This window comes from Streptomyces sp. NPDC059247 (assembly GCF_042754005.1).
GTDB lineage: Bacteria > Actinomycetota > Actinomycetes > Streptomycetales > Streptomycetaceae > Streptomyces.
Window position 1 is genome coordinate 20,662 of the sequence record NZ_JBHYZW010000011.1, and the last position, 24,373, is coordinate 45,034.

Sequence of the window (24,373 nt, forward strand, 5' to 3'; positions counted from 1 at the left end):
GACTAACGGACGTAACAGAGAGAGGTAAATCCAATGGCTGGACCCCAGCGCCGCGGAAGCGGTGCCGGTGGCGGCGAGCGGCGGGACCGGAAGGGCCGCGACGGTGGCCCTGCCGCCGAGAAGACCGCGTACGTTGAGCGCGTCGTCGCGATCAACCGCGTCGCCAAGGTTGTCAAGGGTGGTCGCCGCTTCAGCTTCACCGCGCTGGTCGTGGTGGGCGACGGTGACGGCACCGTAGGTGTCGGTTACGGCAAGGCCAAGGAAGTTCCCGCGGCCATCGCCAAGGGTGTCGAGGAAGCGAAGAAGAACTTCTTCAAGGTTCCCCGCATCCAGGGCACCATCCCTCACCCGATCCAGGGCGAGAAGGCCGCGGGCGTCGTCCTGCTCAAGCCGGCTTCCCCCGGTACCGGCGTCATCGCCGGTGGCCCGGTGCGTGCCGTGCTCGAGTGCGCCGGCGTTCACGACATCCTGTCGAAGTCGCTCGGCTCCGACAACGCGATCAACATCGTGCACGCGACCGTGGCGGCCCTCAAGGGCCTGCAGCGTCCCGAGGAGATCGCGGCTCGCCGTGGTCTGCCCCTCGAGGACGTCGCCCCCGCGGCTCTTCTCCGTGCGCGTGCCGGGGCGGGTGCGTAATGGCTCGCCTCAAGGTCACGCAGAAGAAGTCGTACATCGGCAGCAAGCAGAACCACCGCGACACCCTGCGCTCGCTCGGCCTCAAGAAGGTCAACGACGTGGTTGTCAAGGAGGACCGCCCCGAGTTCCGCGGAATGGTGCACACCGTCCGCCACCTCGTGACGGTCGAGGAGGTTGACTGACATGGCGGAGAACAGCCCGCTGAAGGCCCACAACCTCCGTCCCGCCCCCGGCGCCAAGACCGCGAAGACCCGTGTCGGTCGTGGTGAGGCGTCGAAGGGTAAGACGGCCGGTCGTGGTACGAAGGGTACGAAGGCCCGCTACCAGGTTCCGCAGCGCTTCGAGGGCGGGCAGATGCCCCTCCACATGCGTCTGCCGAAGCTGAAGGGCTTCAAGAACCCCTTCCGCACCGAGTACCAGGTCGTGAACCTGGACAAGCTCGCCGCGCTCTACCCGCAGGGTGGAGAGGTCACGGTGGCCGATCTGGTCGCCAAGGGTGCGGTTCGCAAGAACCAGCTCGTCAAGGTGCTCGGCACCGGCGAGGTCTCCGTGGCGCTGCAGGTGACGGTCGACGCCGTCTCCGGCTCCGCCAAGGAGAAGATCGCCGCCGCCGGCGGCAGCGTCACCGAGCTCGTCTGAGTCTCGGCCCGACAGCACTGAGAAGCCCGGCCGGTTCCCCTCGGGGAGCCGGCCGGGCTTCTCGGCGTCCGGGGCCGGACCGCCGGGCCTTCCCTCCCCGCCCGGGTACCGGATCGGGCCGGAGGGGAGACGGAGCCCGCGCGCCCGGGGGGCGGGCCCGGGGGCGGCTCTCGACCGGCGCGAGCGGTGAACGGCGGTGACCCGGGGTGGCCGCGGTGTCCGGGGCCGGAGGGCGCGGCCGGACATGGCGGTGACTGCGGTGTCCGGAGCCGGAGGGCGCGGCCGGACCCTCGGGCGGGCGGACCTCTTTCGTACCCGCTTTCGTACTTGCTTTCGGGCCCGCTTTCGTTGCCCGTGAGGGGTCGGTCCGGGCCGTATGCCGTGGGGCCGGTCCGGGCCGCTCGTGGGGGGCGGGGCGTCGGCGTGGTCACCGGGCCCGCGTCCGGTGGCGGGGGCCGACGCTCCGGACGGGGGAGTGCGATGTTCCCCGGCGCTGGTCCACCGGGGGCCGCCCCGCCGGAACCTGACTTCTTTACCTGCGTTTGCCTCTGAAAGTGTCGAGATCCGACCGTTCCATCCGGTCGGTCCCGAACTGCCGAGACGGTCCTCCGGGGAGGAGGGGAGCCGCTTCGGGACGGCTCCCCGTCCGGGCGGGGGCACGGTCGAGGTCGTCCGCCGGACACCCGGGGGGTTGTCGCCCGGCAATGGGGGCCCGACGTCGCCCGGAGACGTTTCCCGCTGGCTGTGGGGGCGGGTATGGTAGCGCCTGATAGCTTCCCCGGCAGTCTGCGCTCTGGTGCACGACTGCCGTGTTCTGTAATTGCTCCCATACAAACCGTCACCCTCACGCGCGTAACGCGGGGGTCGCAGGAGGCACCGTGCTCACCGCGTTCGCCCAGGCGTTCAAGACGCCCGACCTGCGCAAGAAGCTGCTCTTCACGCTCGCCATCATCGTGCTGTACCGCTTCGGGGCCCACATCCCCGTCCCCGGTGTCAGCTACGAGGCCGTCCAGCAGTGTGTCAAGCAGGCCAGTGAAGGCAACAACAGCCTGTTCGGCCTGGTCAACATGTTCAGTGGCGGCGCGCTGCTGCAGATCACCATCTTCGCGCTCGGCATCATGCCGTACATCACGGCGAGCATCATCCTGCAGCTGCTGACCGTCGTGATCCCGCGCCTGGAAGCCCTCAAGAAGGAGGGGCAGTCCGGCACGGCCAAGATCACGCAGTACACCCGCTACCTGACGGTGGCCCTCGCGGTCCTGCAGGGCACCGGTCTCGTCGCCACCGCCAAGAGCGGTGCCCTCTTCAGCGGCTGCAACGTGGCCGACCAGGTCGTGCCCAACCCGTCGATCTTCACCATCACCGTCATGGTCCTCACCATGACCGCGGGTACCTGTGTCGTCATGTGGCTCGGTGAGCTGATCACCGACCGCGGCATCGGCAACGGCATGTCGATCCTGATGTTCATCTCGATCGCCGCCGGCTTCCCCGGTGCCCTGTGGGCCATCAAGGAGAGCGGCAAGCTCGCGCAGGGCTGGATCGAGTTCGGCACCGTGATCCTCGTCGGCTTCGTGATGGTGGCCCTCGTGGTCTTCGTCGAGCAGGCCCAGCGGCGCATCCCGGTCCAGTACGCGAAGCGCATGATCGGCCGTCGTTCGTACGGTGGTACGTCCACGTACATCCCGCTGAAGGTGAACCAGGCGGGTGTGATTCCCGTCATCTTCGCCTCGTCGCTGCTCTACATCCCGGCCCTGGTCGCTCAGTTCTCGAGCTCCACCGCCGGATGGAAGACCTGGATCGAAGCCCACTTCGTCAAGGGTGACCACCCCTACTACATCGCCACCTACTTCCTCCTGATCGTGTTCTTCGCCTTCTTCTACGTGGCGATCTCGTTCAACCCCGAGGAAGTCGCGGACAACATGAAGAAGTATGGTGGCTTCATCCCGGGTATCCGGGCCGGTCGACCCACTGCCGAGTATCTGAGCTACGTGCTCAACCGGATCACGTGGCCGGGCTCGCTGTACTTGGGTCTGATCGCTCTTGTGCCGACGATGGCGTTGGCAGGCTTCGGCGGCGCCAATGCCAACTTCCCCTTCGGCGGGACGAGCATCCTGATCATCGTGGGTGTGGGGCTGGAGACCGTGAAGCAGATCGAGAGCCAGCTTCAGCAGCGCAATTACGAAGGGTTCCTCCGCTGATGCGAATCGTCCTCGTCGGACCGCCCGGGGCCGGTAAGGGAACGCAGGCCGCGTACCTTGCCAAGAACCTGGACATCCCGCACATCTCCACCGGTGACCTGTTCCGTGCCAACATCTCGCAGGGCACGGAGCTGGGTGTGGAGGCGCAGTCGTACATGAAGGCCGGCCAGCTGGTGCCGGACTCCGTGACGATCGGGATGGCCAAGGACCGTATGGAGCAGCCGGACGCCGTGGGTGGCTTCCTGCTCGACGGGTTCCCGCGCAACGTGGCCCAGGCCGAGGCCCTGGACGAGATCCTCAAGGAGGGTCACGTACAGCTGGACGCGGTCCTGGACCTGGAGGTCCCCGAGGACGAGGTCGTGAAGCGGATCGCGGGTCGCCGCATCTGCCGCAACGACTCCTCGCACGTGTTCCACGTGACGTACCAGGCTCCGGCCGCCGAGGGCGTCTGCGACGTCTGCGGCGGGGAGCTGTACCAGCGCGACGACGACACGGAGGAGACCGTGCGCCGCCGCCTGGAGGTCTACCACACGGAGACCGAGCCGATCATCGACTACTACCGGGCGCAGAGCCTGGTCGTGACGATCTCGGCGCTCGGCAAGGTGGACGAGGTCACCGCCAAGGCGATGGCCGCGATCAAGAAGTAACCACGGTTCGTCCGATACGGCCGCGGTGCCCCTGGGGGCGCCGCGGCCGTATCGTTGTTCCGATACCCGTTCTCGACGAAAGGCCGCGGCCACGATGGTGCAGATCAAGACCCCCGAGCAGATCGCGAAGATGCGTGAGGCGGGCCTTGTCGTCGCCGCCGTCCACGCGGCGACCCGTGACGCGGCCGTGCCCGGCGCGACCACGCGGGACCTGGACGAGGTCGCGCGGAAGGTGATCGCCGAGCACGGGGCGAAGTCGAACTTCCTCGGGTACGGCGGGTTCCCCGCGACGATCTGCACCTCGGTGAACGAGGTCGTCGTCCACGGCATCCCCGACGAGAAGACCGTCCTGAAGGACGGCGACGTCATCTCCATCGACGCGGGCGCGATCGTGGACGGCTGGCACGGTGACGCGGCCTACACCGCGTTCGTGGGCACCGGGCACGCGCCGGAGCTGGTCGAGCTCTCCCGGGTCACCGAGGAGTCGATGTGGGCCGGGATCGCGGCGATGCGGCTCGGCAACCGGCTGGTGGACATCTCGAAGGCGATCGAGACGTACATCAAGCGGCAGCCCCGCCCGCCGGTCGGCGACCACAGCCTCGGCCGGTACGGGATCATCGAGGACTACGGCGGCCACGGCATCGGCACCGAGATGCACATGGACCCGCACCTCCTGAACTACGTCTCCCGCAAGCGCGGCAAGGGCCCGAAGCTGGTGCCCGGCCTGTGCCTGGCGATCGAGCCGATGGTCTCGCTCGGCACCCCGGCGACCGAGGTCCTGAAGGACGACTGGACGGTCGTCACGACCGACGGCACCTGGTCCTCGCACTGGGAGCACTCGGTGGCGCTCACGGAGGAGGGCCCGCTGGTCCTCACCGCGGTCGACGGCGGCAGGGCCAAGCTGGCGGAGCTGGGCGTCACGGCGGCGCCCGACCCGCTCGCGTAGGGGGCCTCCGGCGCGGGCCCGGGTTCCGGTGCGAGGTGCCGGACCGCTCGCGCGGGGCGTGGAGAAGGTTCCGGGTTCTCGGCGTGGTCCCTTGCGTAAGGATCTCCTCGCGTGGGCAGACTTCCCGATTCGTCTTTTCCAGGGGCCTGACGTAGACTGATGCGTCGGCTCTCGTGTACCCGTGTGTCCGCATACGGCGGCGAGAGTCGATCAAGGTAGCCGATTCGAAAGGCGAAGCGTGGCCAAGAAGCAAGGTGCCATCGAAATCGAGGGCACCGTGATCGAGTCTCTCCCGAACGCCATGTTCAAGGTGGAGCTCCAGAACGGTCACAAGGTCCTCGCGCACATCTCCGGCAAGATGCGGATGCACTACATCCGTATCCTCCCGGACGACCGGGTCGTTGTGGAGCTCTCTCCGTACGACCTGACGCGTGGCCGGATCGTCTACCGATACAAGTAGATCTTGCCCGCACCCCGCTTCGGCGCGGGTGGTGGCACTGACCCGGAGAACCTCACATCCCATGAAGGTCAAGCCGAGCGTCAAGAAGATCTGCGACAAGTGCAAGGTGATCCGCCGTCACGGTCGGGTCATGGTCATCTGCGACAACCTGCGCCACAAGCAGCGCCAGGGCTGACGCACGCCGACCGACCTGCATTTCGCAGTTCTTCGCGCGACGCATAGCAATACGTACATACGCAGAGCCCGTCGGGCCGTTTTCCACGGTTGACGACACCTCCGGTGGGGGCCGGGGACCCGGACGTACCACGCCCTGAAATCTCGGGGCGTCGGCGGTCGGGAGTGGTTCTGCGACAGACCCCCGAGAACACAGGAGCCATTGAATGGCACGCGTTTCCGGTGTTGACATCCCGCGCGAAAAGCGTGTGGTGGTCGCACTCACCTACGTCTTCGGCATCGGGCGCACCCGGTCCGAGGAGATTCTCGTCGCTACCGGCGTGAACCCGTCCACCCGTGTCCGCGACCTTGCCGAGGAAGACCTCGTCAAGATCCGCGAGTACGTGGACGCCAACCTCCAGACCGAGGGTGACCTCCGCCGCGAGATCGCCGCCGACATCCGCCGCAAGGTCGAGATCGGCTGCTACCAGGGTCTGCGCCACCGTCGTGGCCTGCCCGTCCGCGGCCAGCGCACCAGCACGAACGCTCGTACCCGCAAGGGCCCGCGTCGCGCCATCGCCGGCAAGAAGAAGCCGGGCAAGAAGTAGTCCTCAGCGGACGCTTGACCAAGCGGTCTTCGCTGTAGGACCGACCACCTCCCGTAGGAGTAAGAGATGCCCCCCAAGGGTCGTCAGGGCGCTGCCAAGAAGGTGCGCCGCAAGGAAAAGAAGAACGTCGCTCACGGCCACGCGCACATCAAGAGCACGTTCAACAACACGATCGTCTCGATCACGGACCCCTCGGGCAACGTGATCTCGTGGGCCTCCGCCGGTCACGTCGGTTTCAAGGGCTCGCGCAAGTCGACTCCGTTCGCCGCGCAGATGGCCGCCGAGTCGGCCGCCCGCCGCGCGCAGGAGCACGGTATGCGCAAGGTCGATGTCTTCGTCAAGGGTCCGGGCTCCGGCCGCGAGACCGCGATCCGCTCCCTCCAGGCCACCGGCCTTGAGGTCGGTTCGATCCAGGACGTCACCCCCACGCCGCACAACGGCTGCCGTCCGCCCAAGCGCCGCCGCGTCTGACCCGGTCGGCGCCGCTCCCCGCGCGAGCGGGGACGCACCGCGCCGCCGTGTCGGACACACGGGCTGTTTGAGCAGGACCTCGGGCGGTACGGCTCTTCTGGCCGTGCCGCCCGTACCCTTGCAGTACGCAGTTCTCCGTAGGGCGTCAAATAGTGGGCGCCCACGACTGAAGGAATCACAGACATGCTGATCGCTCAGCGTCCCTCGCTGACCGAAGAGGTCGTCGACGAGTTCCGCTCCCGGTTCGTGATCGAGCCGCTGGAGCCGGGCTTCGGCTACACCCTCGGCAACTCCCTCCGCCGTACCCTCCTGTCGTCGATCCCCGGTGCCGCTGTCACCAGCATCCGCGTCGACGGTGTCCTGCACGAGTTCACCACCGTGCCGGGCGTCAAGGAGGATGTGACCGACATCATCCTCAACATCAAGCAGCTGGTCGTCTCCTCGGAGCACGACGAGCCGGTCGTGATGTACCTGCGCAAGCAGGGTCCGGGTCTGGTCACCGCCGCCGACATCGCGCCCCCGGCCGGTGTCGAGGTGCACAACCCCGACCTCGTCCTCGCCACGCTCAACGGCAAGGGCAAGCTGGAGATGGAGCTGACCGTCGAGCGCGGTCGCGGCTACGTCTCCGCCGTGCAGAACAAGCAGGTGGGCCAGGAGATCGGCCGTATCCCGGTCGACTCGATCTACTCGCCGGTGCTCAAGGTCACGTACAAGGTCGAGGCGACCCGTGTCGAGCAGCGCACCGACTTCGACAAGCTGATCGTCGACGTCGAGACCAAGCAGGCCATGCGCCCGCGCGACGCCATGGCGTCCGCCGGCAAGACCCTGGTCGAGCTGTTCGGTCTGGCGCGCGAGCTCAACATCGACGCCGAGGGCATCGACATGGGCCCGTCCCCGACGGACGCCGCCCTGGCCGCCGACCTCGCGCTGCCGATCGAGGAGCTCGAGCTCACCGTTCGTTCGTACAACTGCCTCAAGCGCGAGGGCATCCACTCCGTGGGTGAGCTCGTGGCGCGTTCCGAGGCCGACCTGCTCGACATCCGCAACTTCGGTGCGAAGTCGATCGACGAGGTCAAGGCGAAGCTGGCCGGCATGGGCCTGGCCCTCAAGGACAGCCCGCCCGGATTCGACCCGACCGCCGCCGCCGACGCCTTCGGCGCCGACGACGACGCGGACGCGGGCTTCGTCGAGACCGAGCAGTACTGAGAGCTCGGGCCTCACGGTCCGTACCCGGGTGCGGGTGCGCTGTGCTCGACCGCGCAGCTCCCCGCGCCCCCTCCGGGCTCGCCCCCTCCGGGGCGCGTCCGGATCTCCGACAGGCGACCGCCTGCTCGGATACTGACCCCGGTACCTCATACGGCCGGGGCAGACACCTAGGAGAATCAACATGCCGCGTCCCGCGAAGGGTGCCCGCCTCGGCGGTTCCGCCGCTCACGAGAAGCTGCTGCTCGCCAACCTGGCGAAGTCGCTGTTCGAGCACGGTCGCATCACCACGACCGAGGCCAAGGCCCGCCGCCTGCGTCCGGTCGCCGAGCGCCTGATCACCAAGGCGAAGAAGGGCGACATCCACAACCGTCGCCTGGTGCTGCAGACGATCACCGACAAGGGCATCGTCCACACGCTCTTCACCGAGATCGCGCCGCGCTACTCCGAGCGCCCGGGTGGCTACACCCGCATCACCAAGGTCGGCAACCGTCGTGGCGACAACGCCCCGATGGCCGTGATCGAGCTGGTCGAGGGCGAGATCGCCAAGAAGGCGACCGTCGACGAGGCCGAGGCCGCCACCAAGCGCGCCGTCAAGGAGGCCGACGAGGCCGCCACGACCGAGGCCGCCGAGGAGTCGAAGGACGCGTAAGCGTTCCGACTGTTCTCGCGTGCGGGCCCGTACCCCCTGGGGTGCGGGCCCGCACCCGTGTTTCTGAGAGGATCTTCGCGTGAGCGATGAGGTGCAGGACGGGTTCGTACGGGTGCGGCTTGACCTGTCGTACGACGGCAGGGACTTCTCCGGCTGGGCCAAGCAGGCGCAGGGGCGGCGGACGGTGCAGGGCGACATCGAGGACGCCCTGCGGACCGTGACCCGCGCCAAGGAGACGTACGAGCTGACCGTGGCCGGCCGGACCGACTCCGGGGTGCACGCGCGCGGGCAGGTCGCCCATGTCGACCTTCCCGTCGAGGTGTGGGACGAGCACCGGGACAAGCTGCTCAGGCGGCTCGCCGGGCGGCTCTCCCACGACGTCAGGATCTGGTCCCTCACCGAGGCGCCCGGCGGGTTCAACGCGCGGTTCTCCGCGATCTGGCGCCGCTACGCCTACCGCGTCACCGACGACCCGGGCGGGGTGGACCCGCTGCTCCGCGGACACGTCCTGTGGCACGACTGGGCCCTCGACATGGACGCCATGAACGAGGCCGCCGCCGCGCTCGTCGGCGAGCACGACTTCGCCGCCTACTGCAAGCGCCGGGAGGGCGCCACCACCATCCGCACCCTCCAGGAGCTGCGCTGGGAGCGGCGGGCCGACGGGATCCTCGAAGCCACGGTGAAGGCCGACGCCTTCTGCCACAACATGGTCCGCTCGCTGGTCGGCGCCCTGCTGTTCGTCGGCGACGGGCACCGGCCGGCCGACTGGCCCGGCAAGGTCCTCGCGGCCGGTGTCCGGGACTCGGCCGTGCACGTCGTACGCCCCCACGGGCTCACCCTCGAAGAGGTCGGCTACCCGGCGGACGACCTGCTGGCCGCCCGCAGCCGCGAGGCCCGCAACAAGCGGACCCTGCCGGGGGCGGGCTGCTGCTGAGGACGGGGACGGCCTCCGGACCGTGACCGCGGCCCCGCGCGGGCTACGGGGCCGGGGTCCCGGCCGCCGCGCGGGCCTGGGCGCGGCCGTGGGCGTAGATCTGGTTGAAGGCGAAGGTGCCGAGGTCGTCGCTGGCCAGGAAGACCGGTTTGTCAGCGGTGGTGACCTTCTTGCCGTCGGTGAATCCCGCCTGGGTGAAGTAGGCGTAGCGGCCGATCGCGTTCGCCCGGCGGAGGCAGACCGTGCCGTGGCAGAAGTCGCCGACGCCCGCGCCCGCCAGGGGGGCGATGCCGCCCTTGGCCTGGTTCTTCACCTTGAGGGCCGCGGCCTCGGAGGGCAGGACGGCCACGCCGACGGTGACCGCCACGCCGTCCTTGACGTAGGTGGCGCGCAGCACCCGCTGGCAGCCGTTGGCCTTGAGGAGGGCGCCGAGGGTGCCCTGGGTGACGGCCGCGCAGTCGGTCGTGGCGGCGGTCGCGCCCTTCTCGTAGGGGCGCTTGTCCATGGTCAGCTTCTTGCCCGGGAAGAGGCCCCCGGTGGTCAGCGGGGCCTTGTCCTTCTTCGGGTCGGAGATGTAGTCCTTCGGGTTCGGCGGGGGCGGCGGCGCCACCGAGGAGAAGGTCGGCTCGGGAGTGGGGGAGCCGGTGGGGGCGGCCGTCCCGGTGGGGCCCGCGCCCTTCCCTGCCTCGTCGTTCTTCTTGCCGGTGGCGACCACGGCGGTCGCGACGATCGCGCCGACGGCCAGCGCGGCGACCGCGCCGCCGCCGATCACCAGCCAGCGCCTGCGCCGGTCACGGGAGGCGGAGGCGTCGGCGAGGGCGCCCCAGTCGGGGGTCCCGGGCCCGCCGCCCAGGGCGCCGGGGAAGGGCTCGGGGCCGTGGCCCGGCTGTCCGTGGCCCTGCTGCCCGTACGGCCCCGGCGGGGGCTGTCCGGGGCCGGGCGGTCCGCCGTATCCCGGCTGCTGCCCGTATCCCGGCTGCCCCTGCGGCTGCTGTCCGTACCCCTGCCCCTGCTGCCCCTGCGGCGGCTCCTGCGGCCACTGCGGTCCCCCAAAGCTCATGCCGCGCATCCTAAACCGGTTGGGCCGGGGCCGGGCGGGCGGCGACAATGCACCTCATGGGACATGTCGAGGCCGCGCATCTGGAGTACTACCTTCCCGACGGGAGGGTCCTGCTCGGGGACGCTTCCTTCCGGGTGGGCGAAGGGGCCGTCGTCGCCCTGGTCGGCGCCAACGGCGCCGGGAAGACCACCCTGCTGAGGCTGATCTCCGGGGACCTCCAGCCGCACGGCGGTTCCGTCAAGGTCAGTGGCGGGCTCGGTGTGATGCCGCAGTTCGTGGGCTCCGTACGGGACGAGTCCACCGTCCGCGACCTGCTGGTCTCGGTGGCGCACCCGCGCATCCGGGAGGCCGCGAAGGCCGTGGACGAGGCCGAGCACCTGATCATGACGGTCGACGACGAGGCCGCGCAGATGAAGTACGCGCAGGCCCTCAGCGACTGGGCCGAGGTGCAGGGGTACGAGGCCGAGACCCTCTGGGACATCTGCACCGTGGCCGCGCTCGGGATGCCGTACGAGAAGGCGCAGTTCCGGCAGGTCAGGACCTTGTCCGGCGGTGAGCAGAAGCGGCTGGTCCTGGAGTCGCTGCTGCGCGGCTCCGACGAGGTGCTGCTCCTGGACGAGCCGGACAACTATCTGGACGTGCCCGGCAAGCGCTGGCTGGAGGAGCGGCTGCGGGAGACCCGTAAGACCGTCCTGTTCATCTCGCACGACCGGGAGCTGCTCTCCCGGGGCGCGCAGAAGATCATCGCGGTGGAGCCGGGGCCCGCGGGCTCGGACGTGTGGGTGCACGGCGGTGGCTTCGACACCTTCCACGAGGCGCGGCGGGAGCGGTTCGCGCGCTTCGAGGAGCTGAAGCGGCGCTGGGAGGAGAAGCACGCCCAGCTGAAGAAGCTCGTCGTCACGCTCCGGCAGGCGGCGGCGATCAGCCATGAGCTGGCCTCGCGGTACGCGGCGGCGCAGACGCGGCTGCGGAAGTTCGAGGAGGCGGGACCGCCGCCCGAGCCGCCGCGCGAGCAGGACATCCGGATGCGACTGCGCGGCGGCCGTACCGGCGTACGTGCGGTGACCTGCGAGAACCTTGAGCTGACGGGGCTGATGAAGCCCTTCTCGCTGGAGGTCTTCTACGGGGAGCGGGTCGCCGTCCTGGGCTCGAACGGCTCGGGCAAGTCCCACTTCCTGCGGCTGCTGGCCGGGGACGCGTCGGTCGCGCACACGGGCGCCTGGAAGCTGGGTGCGCGGGTCGTCCCCGGGCACTTCGCGCAGACCCACGCGCATCCGGAGCTGACCGGGCGCCCGCTGGTGGACATCCTGTGGACGGAGCACGCCAAGGACCGGGGCGGGGCGATGTCGATGCTGCGCCGCTACGAGCTGGAGCGGCAGGGCGACCAGTCGTTCGACAAGCTGTCGGGCGGGCAGCAGGCCCGGTTCCAGATCCTGCTCCTGGAGCTGGCGGGGACGACGGCGCTGCTGCTCGACGAGCCGACGGACAACCTGGACCTGGAGTCGGCGGAAGCCCTCCAGGACGGTCTGGAGGCGTACGAGGGCACGGTCCTCGCGGTCACCCACGACCGCTGGTTCGCCAAGTCGTTCGACCGGTACCTGGTCTTCGGTTCGGACGGTGTGGTGCGGGAGACCACGGAGCCGGTGTGGGACGAGCGGCGGGTCGAGCGGGCGCGGTAGGGCCCGTCGTCACGTTCCCGCCCGCACCGGACGCCGCGGGGCCGCCCTCCGGGCGACGGCGGGGAGGTGACGGCAGGCCCTGGGGGCGGCGCGTTTTGACCGGTCAGGGGTGGCGCGGGTACTGTTGCGGTTTGTTATGCGTGGTGGCTTCGCCGTTTTCGGGCGAAGGCCCTTGCGCAGGTTCCCTGGAGCAGTTACCAGTGGCTCGCATACGGGCAGTGCCCCGGCAGCGCGGGCCCCAGCTGCATGATCGCTTCAGGTGTGTCTGGACTCCATCCACTGAAGAAGCGAAGGCTACGAAGTGCGTACGTACAGCCCCAAGCCCGGCGATGTCACTCGCCAGTGGCACATCATCGACGCGCAGGACGTTGTCCTGGGCCGTCTGGCGACCACGGCCGCGAACCTCCTCCGAGGCAAGCACAAGCCGATCTACGCCCCCCACATGGACATGGGCGACTTCGTCATCATCATCAATGCTGACAAGGTCCACCTCTCGGGCAACAAGAAGACCCAGAAGCTGGCGTACCGCCACTCCGGCTTCCCGGGTGGTCTGCGCTCCGTCCGTTACGACGAGCTGCTGTCCAAGAACCCCGAGAAGGCCGTCGAGAAGGCCATCAAGGGCATGATCCCCAAGAACACCCTGGGCCGTCAGATGATCTCGAAGCTGAAGGTCTACGCGGGTGAGAACCACCCGCACGCTGCGCAGCAGCCGGTCCCGTTCGAGATCACCCAGGTCGCGCAGTAGTTCCGGCCACCCCCTAAGAACGAAAGAAATCTGAGGAGCATCGTGGCCGAGACCACCCCCGAGACCCCCGTCGACGAGTTCGAGGGCGTTGAGGAGTACACCACCGAGACCGAGCTCGTCGAGGGTGAGTACACCTCCGAGTCGCTCGCGTCCCGCTTCGGCGACCCGCAGCCGGCCGCCGGCCTGGGCCGTCGCAAGAACGCCATCGCCCGCGTCCGGATCGTTCCGGGCACCGGCAAGTGGAAGATCAACGGTCGCACCCTTGAGGACTACTTCCCCAACAAGGTGCACCAGCAGGAAGTCAACGAGCCCTTCAAGGTGCTCGAGCTCGACAACCGCTACGACGTCATCGCCCGCATCGCGGGTGGCGGTGTCTCCGGTCAGGCCGGCGCCCTGCGTCTCGGCGTGGCCCGTGCGCTGAACGAGGCGGACGTCGAGAACAACCGCCCGGCGCTGAAGAAGGCCGGCTTCCTCTCCCGCGACGACCGTGCGGTCGAGCGCAAGAAGGCCGGTCTCAAGAAGGCCCGTAAGGCCCCGCAGTACAGCAAGCGCTAATCGCCTGCTCGGTCTGCATCTCGTACGCCCCGGCGGCACTGTCCGTGCCGTCGGGGCGTACGTTTTTTTCACCATCTCTCGCATCCAGCTCGGGCACGTACTTTCGGAGGACAGCTGTGGGACGACTCTTCGGCACGGACGGCGTGCGCGGTCTGGCCAACGCGGACCTGACGGCGGAGCTCGCGCTCGGCCTGTCCGTCGCGGCGGCGCACGTGCTCGCCGAGGCGGGCACCTTCGCGGGCCATCGGCCGACCGCGGTGGTCGGGCGTGATCCCCGCGCGTCGGGAGAGTTCCTCGAAGCCGCCGTGGTGGCCGGACTGGCCAGCGCGGGCGTCGACGTCCTCCGCGTCGGCGTGCTGCCCACCCCCGCCGTCGCCCACCTCACCGGCGTCCTCGGCGCCGACCTCGGCGTGATGCTCTCCGCCAGCCACAACGCCATGCCCGACAACGGCATCAAGTTCTTCGCGCGCGGCGGCCACAAGCTCGCCGACGAGCTGGAGGACGGGATCGAGGCCGTCTACGAGGAGCACCGCACCGGCGCCCCGTGGGAGCGCCCGACCGGTGCCGGGGTCGGCCGCGTCCGCGACTACGACGAGGGCTTCGAGACCTACGTCGCCCACCTCCTCGCCGTCCTCCCCAACCGTCTCGACGGCCTCAAGGTCGTGCTCGACGAGGCCCACGGCGCCGCCGCCCGCGTCTCGCCCGAGGTCTTCTCCCGGGCCGGTGCCGAGGTCGTCACCATCGGCGCCAGCCCCGACGGCCTCAACATCAACGACGGCTGCGGCTCCACCCACCTGGAACTGCTCCGCGCCGCCGTCGTCGAGCACGGCGCCGACCTGGGCATCGCCCACGACGGCGACGCCGACCGCTGCCTGGCCGTGGACGCCGGGGGCGAGGAGATCGACGGCGACCAGATCCTCGCCGTGCTCGCCCTCGCCATGCGCGAGGCCGGGACGCTCCGGGGCGACACCGTCGTCGCGACCGTCATGTCCAACCTGGGCTTCAAGCTGGCCATGGAGGCCGAGGGCCTGAACCTCGTCCAGACGGCGGTCGGCGACCGGTACGTCCTGGAGTCCATGAAGGAGCACGGCTACGCGCTCGGCGGCGAGCAGTCCGGGCACGTCATCGTCCTCGACCACGCCACCACCGGCGACGGCACCCTCACCGGTCTGATGCTGGCCGCGCGCGTCGCCGCCACCGGGAAGTCCCTCGCCGAGCTGGCGGGCGTGATGGAGCGGCTGCCGCAGATCCTCATCAACGTCCCCGACGTCGACAAGTCCCGGGTGAAGACCTCCGGCGACCTGGCCGCCGCCGTCACCGCCGCCGAGCAGGAGCTGGGCTCCACCGGCCGCGTCCTGCTGCGCCCCTCCGGCACCGAGCCGCTGGTCCGCGTCATGGTCGAGGCCGCCGACATCGAGCAGGCCCGCGCGGTCGCGGAGCGCCTCGCGGACGCCGTGAAGTCGGCGCTGGGCTAGACGGTCCCTTCCGGCGCCCGCCCCCTCCGGGGCGCCGTCGTACGGCGGGAGGCCCCGCCGCACCGGACTTCCGGTGCGGCGGGGCCTCCTTCGCGTGCGGCCTCCTCGCGTGGGGGCGCGGGTCTCCGGGGCGTGCGGGTCTCCCGGGGGCGGGCCAGGCGCTCAGCCCCTGCGCGGGCGCCGGGAGAACCGGCCGCGCAGCTTCCGCCACAGCGTCTTCTGGACGAGCAGGGTGGCCGTGCCCGCGAGCAGGATGCCCAGCAGATTGAGCAGCAGCTGTCCGATCGACCCGGCCATCTGGGCGAACTCGCCGTAGCCGAGGGCGACCGCCGCGTTCGCCGCCGCCGGGATCGTGGTCACCGAGATCGCCACGCCCACCAGCGCGCCCGACTTCGACGAGGTCAGCGAGAGGGTGCCCGCCGCGCCCGCGAGGAGCGCCACCACGAACGAGAACGCGTCCGGCTGCCAGATGAAGCCGGTCTGCGGGCGCGGCCCGTCCAGCATCTCCTTCCCGAACAGGTCCAGTTGGTCCATCAGCAGACTGAACGCGGTCGTCACCAGGATCGCCGAGGCGAAGCCGACGAGCAGCGCGGTCAGCGAGCGGACCGCCAGCCTCGGCGCCCGCTGCACGATCGCCGTGCACACCCCGGCGAGCGGGCCGAACTCCGGGCCGACCGCCATGGCGCCCACGATCAGGATCGCGTTGTCCAGGACGACACCGCAGGCCGCGATCATCGTCGCCAGGGCCATGAACGAGAGATACGTGAAGGAGAGCGTCGACTCCTCGTGGGTCGACTCCGCGAGCTGCTCCCAGATCACGGCGTCCGCGCCCTCGCCCGGAGCCTCCTCCTCGGCGGTGTCCGCGCGGCTGGACATCGACAGGTCGATGTTCTCCACCGCGATCGACCCGTCCTGATCGATCCTCATCCCGCGCAGCCCGTGCAGCAGTTCGTCGGCGGACTCGCGGGCCGCGTCGCACAGGACGAGGTCGCCGACGGGGTCCCTGGCGGCCCCGGGCAGCACCACCAGATGGGTGGTGCCGACCGTGGACTGGATCAGGTCGACCGCCGACGCGGTCCGGTCGGGCGGGACGATCATCCGCAGATGCAGCATGTCCCGAGCTTACGGAGCCCGGGGCGCGCGACCGGCCCCGACCGCGCACGGGCCGGTCAGAGCTTGCGCAGGCTCAGCCGCTGCACCTTGTGGTCGGGGCCCTTGCGGACCACGAGCGTCGCCCGGCCGCGCGTCGGCGCCACGTTCTCCAGCAGGTTCACCTTGTTGATGGTCCGCCACATGGTGCGGGCGTAGTCGAGGGCCTCCTCCTCGGAGACCCGGGTGTAGCGCTGGAAGTACGAGGACGGGTTCTGGAACGCGGTGTCGCGCAGCTTCCGGAAGCGGTTGAGGTACCAGCGTTCGATGTCCTCGGGGCGGGCGTCCACGTACACCGAGAAGTCGAAGTAGTCGGCGAGCCCGACCCTGGTCCTGCCGTCCTGGCCGGGCAGGGCGGGCTGGAGGACGTTCAGCCCCTCCACGATCAGGATGTCGGGGCGGCGGACCACCAGGCGTTCGCCGGGCACCCGGTCGTAGATCAGGTGGGAGTAGACCGGGGCGGAGACCTCCGGCTTGCCCGCCTTGATGTCCGCGACGAACCGGGTCAGCGCCCGGCGGTCGTACGACTCGGGGAAGCCCTTCCGGGACATCAGCCCGCGCGCCTTCAGCTCGGCCATCGGGTACAGGAAGGCGTCCGTGGTGACCAGCTCCACCCGGGGGTGCTCCGGCCAGCGGGCGAGGAGGGCCTGGAGGAGCCGGGAGACCGTCGACTTGCCGACCGCGACCGAACCGGCGACCCCTATGACGAACGGCGTGCCGCGCTGCTCGGCGGTCTCGCCGAGGAAGGTGTTCAGGGCGCCCCGCAGCCCGCTGGTGGCCTGCACGTACAGATTGAGCAGCCGCGACAGCGGAAGGTAGACGTCCCGCACCTCGTCGAGGTCGATGACGTCCCCGAGCCCGCGCAGCCGCTCGACCTCGTCGGCGGTCAGCGGCAGCGGGGTCTTGTCCCGCAGGGCGCTCCACTCGGCCCGGGTGAGGTCGACGTAGGGGCTCGCCCCGTGGGAGCTTCGTGGCGGCGAAGTGATCACCCCGCCATTGTCCCGGCTCGGCGGGGGAGCGGGAGGTCACGCGAGGGTGGGGTGGGTCACGCCGGAGTGAGGCGGGTCACGCGCCAAATCGATTTGCCCGCGCCCCGCCACCCGGGTGATCCTTTGACGGTTCCGCGTGGGTGCCGATCTCTTCACGCGGGGGGGAGCCGCCGTCCGGCGGCGTGACGAGATCACGAAGAGAAGAGCCGCCGCAGATGCGCACGCCCATGAGAAACGCCGCCGTCGCCGCCACCGCCGTCTCCCTCGCGCTGCTCGTCAGCGCGTGCGGCGGGGAGAAGGCCGAATCCGGCAAGGGCGGGACCACCGTCAAGGAGACCCCGGGCGCCGCCGCGACGAGCGCCCCGGCGGCCAAGGCCCTCTCCGCCGCCGAGCTGGACAAGCTGATCGTGACCCAGGCCGACCTCAAGGGCCACAAGGTGCAGAAGGCCGGCGCCGATGACGTCGTACCGGCCGCCCAGGTCAGCGCGGACAAGGCCGACTGCACGCCGATCGCCCACGCGATGTCCTTCGTCTCGCCCGGCGCGCCCGCCGCGTCGGCGCAGCGCAAGGTGCTCGCCGAGCCCAAGAAGAACGCGTCGGCCTCTCCCGAGGAGGCGATCCTCGGCGGTCTCGGCGTCCAGGTCACCGCCGTCACCCTCGGTTCGTACGAGGGCCAGGGCGCCCAGGAGGCCTTCGCCTCGGTGAAGAACGCCGCGACCGCGTGCGCGGGTGGCTTCTCGGTCGTCCACCTCAAGGAGAAGACGAAGGTCTCCAAGGTCGCCCCGGACAGCGTCACCGCCGGGGACGAGTCGGTCGCCCTCACCGTCACCAGCGACCTCGAGGGCCAGCCGTTCGTCAGCAAGCTCGTCGTCTTCCGCAAGGGCAACACCCTGGCGTCCTTCTCCTCGATCAGCCTCGCCCCCGGCGGCATCAAGGAGGCCCCGAAGGCCGTGGTCGACGCGCAGGCGGCCAAGCTGGGCTGAGTCCGGCTCTCCGGGCACCTCGCGCCGTACGCTTCCGACATGTGCGGAATCGTGGGATACGTCGGCGGGCAGTCGGCGCTTGATGTGGTGGTCGCGGGCCTCAAAAGGCTCGAATACCGGGGCTACGACTCGGCCGGTGTCGCGGTGCTCTCCGACGGTGGGCTCGCCTCGGCCAAGAAGGCGGGCAAGCTCGTCAACCTGGAGAAGGAACTCGTCGAACGGCCGCTGGCGGGCGGCTCCGTGGGTGTCGGGCACACCCGCTGGGCCACCCACGGCGGCCCCACCGACGCCAACGCGCACCCCCATCTGGACAACGCGGGACGCGTCGCCGTCGTCCACAACGGCATCATCGAGAACTTCGCCGTCCTGCGCGAGGAACTCACCGAGCGCGGCCACGACCTGACGTCCGAGACGGACACCGAGGTCGTGGCCCACCTCCTCGCCGAGGAGTTCTCCCCGACGGGTGATTTGGCCGAGGCCATGCGGCTGGTGTGCCGTCGCCTCGAAGGGGCGTTCACCCTGGTCGCCGTGCACGCCGACCAGCCCGACGTGGTCGTCGGCGCCCGCCGGAACTCGCCGCTCGTCGTCGGCGTCGGAGAGGGCGAGAACTTCCTCGCCTCCGACGTGTCCGCCTTCATCGCCCACACCCGCTCGGCCGTCGAACTCGGCCAGGACCAGGTCGTCGAGCTGACCCGGGACGGCGTCACCGTCACCGACTTCGACGGGGCGCCCGCCGAGGTCCGCGCCTTCCACGTCGACTGGGACGCCTCCGCCGCCGAGAAGGGCGGCTACGACCACTTCATGCTCAAGGAGATCGCCGAGCAGCCGAAGGCCGTCGCCGACACCCTCCTCGGCCGGATCGGCTCCGACGGGCGTCTCGTCCTCGACGAGGTGCGCATCCCCGACAGCGTCCTGCGCGAGGCCGACAAGATCGTCATCATCGCCTGCGGCACCGCCTTCCACGCCGGGCTCATCGCCAAGTACGCCATCGAGCACTGGACCCGCATCCCCTGCGAGGTCGAGCTGGCCAGCGAGTTCCGCTACCGCGACCCCATCCTCGGCCAGCGCACCCTGGTCGTCGCGATCTCCCAGTCCGGCGAGACCATGGACACCCTCATGGCCCTCCGGCACGCCCGCGAGCAGGGCGCGAAGGTCCTCGCCGTCTGCAACACCAACGGCTCGACGATCCCCCGGGAGTCCGACGCCGTCCTCTACACCCACGCCGGGCCCGAGGTCGCCGTCGCCTCCACCAAGGCCTTCCTCACCCAGCTCGTCGCCTGCTACCTCCTCGCCCTCTACCTCGGGCAGGTCCGGGGCACCCAGTGGGGCGACGAGATCCACGCCGTCGTCCGCGACCTGGCCCGCATCGGCGACGACGTCGAGCGCGTCCTGGAGACCATGGAGCCGGTCCGGGCCCTCGCCCGCTCCCTCGCCGACAAGGACACCGTGCTCTTCCTCGGCCGTCACGTCGGCTACCCGGTCGCCCTCGAAGGCGCCCTGAAGCTCAAGGAACTCGCCTACATGCACGCGGAGGGCTTCGCCGCCGGGGAGCTGAAGCACGGGCCGATCGCCCTCATCGAGGAGGACCTGCCGGTCGTCGTCGTGGTCCCCTCGCCCAAGGGCCGTTCGGTCCTCCACGACAAGATCGTCTCCAACATCCAGGAGATCCGGGCCCGGGGCGCCCGTACGATCGTCATCGCCGAGGAGGGCGACGAGACCGTCGTCCCGTACGCCGACCACCTCATCCGGGTCCCGGTCACGCCTACGCTGCTCCAGCCGCTGGTCTCCACCGTGCCGCTCCAGGTCTTCGCCTGCGAGCTCGCCACCGCGCGGGGCAACGAGGTCGACCAGCCGCGCAACCTGGCCAAATCGGTGACCGTGGAGTGAGTGGGAAATGATCATTGGGGTGGGGATCGACGTGGCGGAGATCGACCGCTTCGCCGCGTCGATCGAACGGACGCCGGGGCTGCTCCAGCGCCTCTTCGTCGAACGGGAGCTGCTGCTGCCCAGCGGCGAACGGCGTGGACCGGCCTCGCTCGCGGTGCGGTTCGCCGCGAAGGAGGCCCTGGCGAAGGCGCTCGGCGCGCCCGGGGGGCTGCACTGGACCGACGCCGAGGTGTACGTCGAGGGCACCGGGCAGCCCCGGCTGCGGGTCAAGGGCACGGTGGCGGCGCGCGCGGCCGAGCTGGGGGTGAGGCACTGGCACGTCTCCCTCAGCCATGACGCGGGCGTCGCCTCGGCGGTGGTGATCGCGGAGGGCTGAGCGGGGCGCGTACGGACGAGGGCCCGGGTGCGGTACATGTCTCAGGAGTCCCGTGCCGTCCGGGCGCGACGGGCCAGGACGAGGGCGCCGCCACCGAGCGCGGCGAGGGCCGCCGCGGTGAGGGCGACGGGCAGGGCGGGACCGCCGGTGGCGGCGAGGCCGCCGGTGGAGCCGTCCGAGCCGGTGGAACCATCTGAGCCGCCTGAGCCGGTGGAACCACCTGAGCTGTCCGAACCGGTGGAGCCGCCCGAGTCACCGGAGCCGGTGGAGCCGCCCGAACCGTCGGAGCCTGGCGGGTCGTCGGGGCCGGTCGTGCCGGGCGGCGCACCGGTGGTGGCGGTCGGGTCGGGAGTGCCGGTGGGCTGCCCGGTCGGGGTCGGAGTGGGGGCGGTCGGGGTCGGGGTCGTCGGCTGATCGGTGGGTGTGGGCTGACCGGTGGGTGTCGGGGTCGGGTCCGTGGGGCCCCCGGTCGGGGTCGGCTCGGTCGGGCCTCCGGTCGGTGTCGGGTCCGTCGGGCCCTCGGTCGGGGTCGGGGTCGGTCCCGTAGGGGTCGGGGTGGGTTCCTCCGTCGGCGTCGGGGTCTTCCGTACGGTCTGGGTCACCGCGCCGCCCGCCACCGTGTAGAGCGTGTGCTCGCGCGGGTCCAGGGCCAGGGCCGAGGGGCGCTCGCCGGTGGGGACGGTCTCCGTGACCGTGCCGGTGGCCGGGTCCACGACCGCCACGGCCGAGGCGCCGGTCCTGGCCGCGTACAGGGTCGAGGTCCCCGGGTCGTACGCCAGGGCCTTCGGGTTGCCGCCGACCGTGATGCCCCCGGTGACCCGCAGGTCCGTCAGGTCGACGACCGAGACCGTACCGGCGGCGAGGTTGGCCACGTATCCCGTACGGCCGACCGGGTCGACCGTGACGCCCATGCTGCCGAGGGCGGTGCCGCCGAGGCTGACGGTGCCGGTGAGGCGGCCGGTGGCGCCGTCCACGGCGTTCAGGACGTTCCGGTAGACGACCGCGCCGTTCTCGACGGCGCCGCCGACGTAGGTCGCGTACCCCGTGTGGCGGACGGTGTCGACGGCGAGTCCCGCCGGGTGGAAGGGGAGCACGGCCGGGGGCCCGACCGGCGCGCCGGTCGCGGTGTCGTGGACCGTGACCGACTTGGCCGCCTGGTTCCCGACGTACAGCCGTCCCTGCTCCGGATCGGCGGCGAGGAGGGTGACGCTGCCCTCGACCGGGACGCGGTCGTCGGTGAGGGTGCGGCGCGCGGTGTCGTAGACGGCGATACGGGTGGACAGCCCGAGGTACAGGACGCCGTCGGCGCCGAGGGCCATCACGGTGGCCGGGGACGGGAGTTCCACCGGGTCCCCGACCCGGGCGCCGGTGGCCGTGTCGTACGTGGTGAGGAGGTGCGAGCTGCCGTCGCTGCTGCTCACGTGGAGGCGCCCGGCGGCCGGATCGACCTCGGCGTCGAGGGCGGCGCCGAGCGGCGGGGCGATCGTACGGACCGTCTCGTGCACGGGACCGGGGACGGGAGCCGGGCCGGAGACCGGGCCCCCGGCCGCCGCCGCGCCCGTGAGGGCGAGCGCGGCGGCGGCCGTCAGAAGGGCGGTTCTCACTGGAAGGTCACCGGCACGTACACGTCGTACTTGCGGTCGGAGCTGTCGAAGTGGTCGGCGCGGGTGACGATCGCGCAGGTCACGCCCGCCTTTCCGCAGGTGACGGTGTCGGAGATCTTCGCCTTGACGTGGATCTGGACGGAGAAGGAGCCCAGCCCGGCGGACTCGGTGAACGGGGAGGAGTTCGACGGGGACATCCAGTACCAGTCGCTGTTCACCCAGTGGGAGGCACCGGTGGTGCCGGTCTCGTCCTGCCCGCCGAGGCAGGGGGTGGGCTTGCTGTTCCAGGTGCCGGGATCGGCGGTGTTCACCCCCGCGGGTATCGCGCAGAGGCCCACGTAGACGCCCTGGTCGGGGTTGTAGCCGGTGCCGCTGACGGTGACGTTGGTGCCGGTGGCCGCCGCGGTGTTCGGGGCGGTGAGGGCGAGGGTGTAGGCGCGGGTGCCGTCCGTGACGGTGCGCTGGGCGGTGGCGGCGGACGCGGTGGAGGCGAGGCCGAGGGTGAGGGCCGCGGCGGAGGCGAGGGTGAGGGCGGAACGGGTGAGGGTGCGCATGGCGAGGCCGGCCTTCCGATAGAGGCTTACTTAGGTAAGGCAAACCTAAGTTGATCGAGGAAAGTCCGTCAACCCGTGCCCCCGGGCGGGCTCTTGAGGACTGCGGCAGACTGCCGGTATGCGAACCGCACACCGCGTGGAGACCGTCCGGGCCGCCGAGGCCGCCCTCATGGCCCGACTCCCGGAGGGCGCCCTCATGGCACGGGCCGCCGCCGGACTCGCCGCCGCCTGCTGCTCGCTCCTCGGCCGGGGACGGGTGTACGGGGCACGGGTCGTCCTCCTCGTCGGCGGCGGCGACAACGGCGGCGACGCCCTGTACGCCGGAGCCCGGCTCGCCCGGCGCGGCGCCGGGGTCACCGCCGTCCTCCTCGGCGCCCGCGCCCACGAGGGCGGACTCGCCGCCCTCCGCGCGGCCGGGGGCCGCGTCGCCGACGACCCCTTCGCGCCGCTCGCCACCGCCGACCTCGTCCTGGACGGCATCACCGGCATCGGCGGGCGCGGCGGACTCCGCCCCGACGCCGTGCCCGTGGCCCGCGCCGCGCGCGGCTCCGACGCCGTCGTCGTCGCCGTCGACCTGCCCAGCGGCGTCGACGCGGACACCGGGGAGGTCGCGGGGGAGGCGCTGCGGGCCGACGTCACCGTCACCTTCGGCACCTACAAGCCCGGCCTCCTCGTGGACCCCGCGCGCGGCTACGCGGGCGCGCTGCGGCTCGTCGACATCGGGCTCGGCGACGAACTCCCCGGCGTGCCCGACCTGGAGGCGCTCCAGCACCGGGACGTGGCCCGGCTGCTGCCCGTACCGGGCGCCGGGACCGACAAGTACCGGCGCGGGGTCCTCGGGATCGTCGCCGGGTCCGCCCGCTACCCGGGCGCGGCCGTCCTGACCGTCACGGCGGCGCTGCGCGGCGGCGCGGGCGCCGTGCGGTACGTCGGCCCGGCCGCCGACGCGGTGATCGCGGCGCACCCCGAGACCCTGGTCCACGCCGGGCCGCCGGACCGGGCCGGACGGGTCCAGGCCTGGGTCGTCGGGCCCGGACTCGGCGACGGGCCCGGAGCCGCGGAGGTCCTCGCCTCCGATGTGCCGGTGCTCGTCGACGCCGACGGGCTGCGGGACCTGGACCCCGCCCTGGTACGGGCCCGCAGCGCCCCCACGCTCCTCACCCCGCACGAGGGCGAGGCGGCGGCGCTGCTGGGCGTCGCCCGGGAGGAGGTCGAGGCGGGACGGCTGGCGGCGGTACGGGAACTCGCCGCGCGGTTCGGCGCGACGGTGCTCCTCAAGGGCTCCACGACGCTGGTGCGCGGACCGGAGGGCGGTCCCGTACGGGTCAACCCCACCGGGACCGGCTGGCTGGCCACGGCGGGCAGCGGCGACGTCCTCTCCGGCCTCGCGGGCTCCCTCCTCGCGGCCGGTCTGCGCCCCCTGGACGCGGCCTCGGCCGCCGCCTACCTCCACGGCCTCGCGGCCCGCCGGGCCTCCCGCGACCGCGCCCCGGTGACGGCGGGCGAGGTCGCGGCCACCCTGCCGGACGCGTGGCGGGACGTGACGGCGGGGGAGTGAGGGGGAGCCTCCCCGGGGACCCCTCCGTACTCCTCCGTAGGGGATCCCTGGGAGGGGAACCCCCTCCCAGGGGCTCCGCCCGGGGCTCCTGCCGGAGGGGGGGCCTCGCGTTCCTCCCCGGGACCCGCGTCCTCCCGCCCCCGCCCGCGGTTCTCCCCGGGGGCTCCGCCACACGGGGGATTCCGCGCCCCACGGGCCCGTTCCGGCGCCCT

General features: G+C 71.2%; 26 protein-coding genes. 21 read left to right on the top strand and 5 right to left on the bottom strand.

Translation table 11 applies throughout. The features are described 5' to 3' along the window. Positions 1–33 precede the first annotated feature (33 nt). The 13 genes from rpsE (at position 34) to truA (ending at position 9,547) form a co-directional block, all read left to right on the top strand. Positions 34–636, top strand: coding sequence for a 30S ribosomal protein S5 (rpsE, locus tag ACFXGN_RS20470; RefSeq protein ID WP_254372698.1), 603 nt, complete (start codon positions 34–36; stop codon positions 634–636). After that, on the top strand, positions 636–818 hold the full coding sequence (rpmD, locus tag ACFXGN_RS20475) for a 50S ribosomal protein L30 (RefSeq protein ID WP_351793022.1): 183 nt from the start codon (positions 636–638) through the stop codon (positions 816–818). Before rpsE ends, rpmD begins: the two co-directional genes overlap by 1 nt. A gap of 1 nt (position 819) precedes the next feature. Continuing rightward, positions 820–1,275: a 50S ribosomal protein L15 gene (gene rplO / locus ACFXGN_RS20480; protein ID WP_366439656.1), complete on the top strand. Its 456-nt coding sequence runs from the start codon at positions 820–822 to the stop codon at positions 1,273–1,275. An 878-nt stretch (positions 1,276–2,153) separates the two neighbouring features. Further along, complete coding sequence (gene secY / locus ACFXGN_RS20485) at positions 2,154–3,473, top strand: preprotein translocase subunit SecY (protein WP_384860990.1); 1,320 nt, start codon at positions 2,154–2,156, stop codon at positions 3,471–3,473. Further along, positions 3,473–4,120, top strand: a complete 648-nt coding sequence (locus ACFXGN_RS20490) for an adenylate kinase (protein WP_384860992.1) — start codon at positions 3,473–3,475, stop codon at positions 4,118–4,120. The genes secY and ACFXGN_RS20490 overlap by 1 nt, the downstream gene beginning before the upstream one ends. 94 nt (positions 4,121–4,214) lie before the next feature. After that, on the top strand, positions 4,215–5,066 hold the full coding sequence (gene map, locus ACFXGN_RS20495) for a type I methionyl aminopeptidase (RefSeq protein ID WP_384860993.1): 852 nt from the start codon (positions 4,215–4,217) through the stop codon (positions 5,064–5,066). A 238-nt stretch (positions 5,067–5,304) separates the two neighbouring features. Continuing rightward, positions 5,305–5,526, top strand: coding sequence for a translation initiation factor IF-1 (gene infA, locus ACFXGN_RS20500; RefSeq protein WP_003956442.1), 222 nt, complete (start codon positions 5,305–5,307; stop codon positions 5,524–5,526). 61 nt (positions 5,527–5,587) lie between these two features. Beyond that, on the top strand, positions 5,588–5,701 hold the full coding sequence (gene rpmJ / locus ACFXGN_RS20505) for a 50S ribosomal protein L36 (protein WP_003956441.1): 114 nt from the start codon (positions 5,588–5,590) through the stop codon (positions 5,699–5,701). A 205-nt stretch (positions 5,702–5,906) separates the two neighbouring features. Beyond that, positions 5,907–6,287 (top strand): 30S ribosomal protein S13, encoded by a 381-nt coding sequence (gene rpsM / locus ACFXGN_RS20510; RefSeq protein WP_266895455.1) that lies wholly within the window; start codon positions 5,907–5,909, stop codon positions 6,285–6,287. 66 nt (positions 6,288–6,353) lie between these two features. Further along, entirely contained in the window at positions 6,354–6,758 is a 405-nt protein-coding gene (gene rpsK / locus ACFXGN_RS20515) for a 30S ribosomal protein S11 (protein ID WP_003956432.1), read from the top strand. 183 nt (positions 6,759–6,941) lie between these two features. Beyond that, a complete protein-coding gene (locus ACFXGN_RS20520) occupies positions 6,942–7,964 on the top strand; it encodes a DNA-directed RNA polymerase subunit alpha (RefSeq protein WP_384860999.1) in 1,023 nt (340 codons plus the stop codon). A gap of 181 nt (positions 7,965–8,145) precedes the next feature. Further along, entirely contained in the window at positions 8,146–8,613 is a 468-nt protein-coding gene (gene rplQ / locus ACFXGN_RS20525; protein ID WP_351793040.1) for a 50S ribosomal protein L17, read from the top strand. Positions 8,614–8,692: 79 nt separating this feature from the next. Beyond that, on the top strand, positions 8,693–9,547 hold the full coding sequence (gene truA, locus ACFXGN_RS20530; RefSeq protein WP_384861002.1) for a tRNA pseudouridine(38-40) synthase TruA: 855 nt from the start codon (positions 8,693–8,695) through the stop codon (positions 9,545–9,547). 43 nt (positions 9,548–9,590) lie between these two features. Here truA and ACFXGN_RS20535 read toward each other — a convergent pair whose 3' ends face one another. Then, the gene (locus tag ACFXGN_RS20535) at positions 9,591–10,607 is read right to left on the bottom strand and encodes a hypothetical protein (protein ID WP_384861004.1); all 1,017 of its coding nucleotides are present in this window, start codon (positions 10,605–10,607) and stop codon (positions 9,591–9,593) included. A gap of 56 nt (positions 10,608–10,663) precedes the next feature. Here ACFXGN_RS20535 and ACFXGN_RS20540 point away from each other — a divergent pair, with 56 nt between their 5' ends. The 4 genes from ACFXGN_RS20540 to glmM all read left to right on the top strand — a co-directional run bounded on the left by ACFXGN_RS20540 (position 10,664) and on the right by glmM (position 15,061). Beyond that, a complete protein-coding gene (locus ACFXGN_RS20540; RefSeq protein WP_384861007.1) occupies positions 10,664–12,286 on the top strand; it encodes an ABC-F family ATP-binding cassette domain-containing protein in 1,623 nt (540 codons plus the stop codon). A 301-nt stretch (positions 12,287–12,587) separates the two neighbouring features. Further along, a complete protein-coding gene (rplM, locus tag ACFXGN_RS20545; protein ID WP_384861009.1) occupies positions 12,588–13,031 on the top strand; it encodes a 50S ribosomal protein L13 in 444 nt (147 codons plus the stop codon). 42 nt (positions 13,032–13,073) lie between these two features. Continuing rightward, on the top strand, positions 13,074–13,586 hold the full coding sequence (gene rpsI, locus ACFXGN_RS20550; protein WP_015035601.1) for a 30S ribosomal protein S9: 513 nt from the start codon (positions 13,074–13,076) through the stop codon (positions 13,584–13,586). A gap of 116 nt (positions 13,587–13,702) precedes the next feature. Next, entirely contained in the window at positions 13,703–15,061 is a 1,359-nt protein-coding gene (gene glmM / locus ACFXGN_RS20555; protein ID WP_384861011.1) for a phosphoglucosamine mutase, read from the top strand. 162 nt (positions 15,062–15,223) lie between these two features. Here glmM and ACFXGN_RS20560 read toward each other — a convergent pair whose 3' ends face one another. Next, positions 15,224–16,174, bottom strand: coding sequence for a DUF389 domain-containing protein (locus tag ACFXGN_RS20560; RefSeq protein ID WP_384861013.1), 951 nt, complete (start codon positions 16,172–16,174; stop codon positions 15,224–15,226). Between the two features lie 56 nt (positions 16,175–16,230). Continuing rightward, positions 16,231–17,199, bottom strand: coding sequence for a type I pantothenate kinase (coaA, locus tag ACFXGN_RS20565; RefSeq protein ID WP_384861016.1), 969 nt, complete (start codon positions 17,197–17,199; stop codon positions 16,231–16,233). 227 nt (positions 17,200–17,426) lie between these two features. Between coaA and ACFXGN_RS20570 the strand changes: the two genes are divergently transcribed. Genes ACFXGN_RS20570 through ACFXGN_RS20580 form a run of 3 tightly spaced genes read left to right on the top strand, consistent with a single transcriptional unit; the run spans position 17,427 to position 20,445 of the window. After that, the gene (locus ACFXGN_RS20570; RefSeq protein ID WP_384861019.1) at positions 17,427–18,182 is read left to right on the top strand and encodes a hypothetical protein; all 756 of its coding nucleotides are present in this window, start codon (positions 17,427–17,429) and stop codon (positions 18,180–18,182) included. Between the two features lie 39 nt (positions 18,183–18,221). Then, positions 18,222–20,069: a glutamine--fructose-6-phosphate transaminase (isomerizing) gene (gene glmS, locus ACFXGN_RS20575; protein WP_384861022.1), complete on the top strand. Its 1,848-nt coding sequence runs from the start codon at positions 18,222–18,224 to the stop codon at positions 20,067–20,069. A 7-nt stretch (positions 20,070–20,076) separates the two neighbouring features. Next, complete coding sequence (locus ACFXGN_RS20580) at positions 20,077–20,445, top strand: holo-ACP synthase (RefSeq protein WP_366439640.1); 369 nt, start codon at positions 20,077–20,079, stop codon at positions 20,443–20,445. A 41-nt stretch (positions 20,446–20,486) separates the two neighbouring features. Here the strand turns inward: ACFXGN_RS20580 and ACFXGN_RS20585 are convergent, their stop codons facing one another. Together ACFXGN_RS20585 and ACFXGN_RS20590 are read right to left on the bottom strand one after the other, a co-directional pair. After that, positions 20,487–22,049 carry a YncE family protein gene (locus ACFXGN_RS20585; protein ID WP_384861025.1) on the bottom strand — a complete coding sequence of 521 codons (1,563 nt, stop codon included), beginning with the start codon at positions 22,047–22,049 and terminating at the stop codon, positions 20,487–20,489. Then, on the bottom strand, positions 22,046–22,603 hold the full coding sequence (locus ACFXGN_RS20590; protein ID WP_384861028.1) for a hypothetical protein: 558 nt from the start codon (positions 22,601–22,603) through the stop codon (positions 22,046–22,048). Before ACFXGN_RS20590 ends, ACFXGN_RS20585 begins: the two co-directional genes overlap by 4 nt. A 118-nt stretch (positions 22,604–22,721) precedes the next feature. Between ACFXGN_RS20590 and ACFXGN_RS20595 the strand changes: the two genes are divergently transcribed. Further along, positions 22,722–24,161, top strand: a complete 1,440-nt coding sequence (locus tag ACFXGN_RS20595) for an NAD(P)H-hydrate dehydratase (protein WP_384861031.1) — start codon at positions 22,722–22,724, stop codon at positions 24,159–24,161. Positions 24,162–24,373: the final 212 nt, after the last annotated feature.